Source organism: Kribbella swartbergensis (genome assembly GCF_054784135.1).
On the sequence record NZ_BAAGPM010000004.1, the window covers coordinates 1 to 1,114 of the forward strand.

The 1,114-nt window shown below is 62.9% G+C and carries 1 pseudogene; it reads left to right on the plus strand.

What is annotated here, in order from left to right:
* Positions 1–832 (plus strand): annotated as a pseudogene (locus ACYVOK_RS00530) (IS701 family transposase); the annotation flags it as partial.
* Positions 833–1,114 lie beyond the last annotated feature (282 nt).

Consider the following 1,114-nt stretch of genomic DNA (forward strand, 5'->3'; position numbering starts at 1 on the left):
TGGCGGGCCTGACGCCATCCTGGTGATCGACGACACAGCCCTGCCCAAGAAGGGCACCCATTCCGTCGGTGTCGGTCCGCAGTATGCCGGAGCGTTGGGCAAGAAGGCCAACTGTTAGAGTCTGGTCTCGCTCACCCTCGCCAAGGCTGAGGTGCCGATCCCAATTGTCTTGCGGCTGTTTCTGCCGGACGCCTGGATCAACGATCCCGGGCGCCTGCAGCGCGCCGGTGTGCCTGAAGCGTTCTGGACGGAGCGCTCAAAACCAGAGATCGCCTTGGCTGAACTCCAGCGGGTCATGCAGGCTGGGGTGAGCTTCGGGGCGGTGCTGGCCGATGCTGGCTACGGCATCAGCGCACCGTTCCGACACGCACTCTCGGCTTTGGAACTGCTGTGGGCCGTGGGAACCGTGCGCATTCAGAAGGTCTATCCGGTCAATGTGCAGATGGTGGGCTCCACCACCACCCGTGGACGCCCCCGCAAGACGCTGATCCCGGATCAGGAATCGACCTCAGCTGAGACCATACTGGCCAAGACGTCATGGCGCCGGATCACGTGGCGGCGCGGCACCAAGGGGCCGCTGCGGGCGAGGTTTGCCGCCATGCGGGTGCGGGTGGCCGATGGACCGGCGGTTCAGTTGAGTGGGCATGCCGCCCAGCATCTGCCCGGCGAGGAGGTCTGGCTGGTGGGCGAGCACCGCTCGTCGGGTGAGCGCAAATACTATCTCTCCAACTTACCGCCCGACGCCGCACTGAAGCAGTTGGCCTCTCTCATCAAGGCGCGCTGGGTGTGTGAGCAGGCGCATCAGCAGCTCAAGGAAGAGCTTGGGCTCGAGGCGATGGCGGCAGAGAAAGAAGACCGTGACATGGGACGTGCTCCTTGCGTGGCTCAAAGCCCCACAGCTTACGAACAAGCGGGGCAGGAGCACGGCCGGACCATCCCACTAGTAGTGCTAGCTCTCCCGTTAGGCTCTACATTCTATCAAGAGGTTTATCGGAATGACGACGTCTCCTGCGCGGATGCAGCCCGAGGTGGCAGGATTGCGCACCTCGCAGTTCCATACTGTGGTTTATGCAAAATTACTCGCCGCTTTTCGCGCGCTACCAAGCCAAAGCTC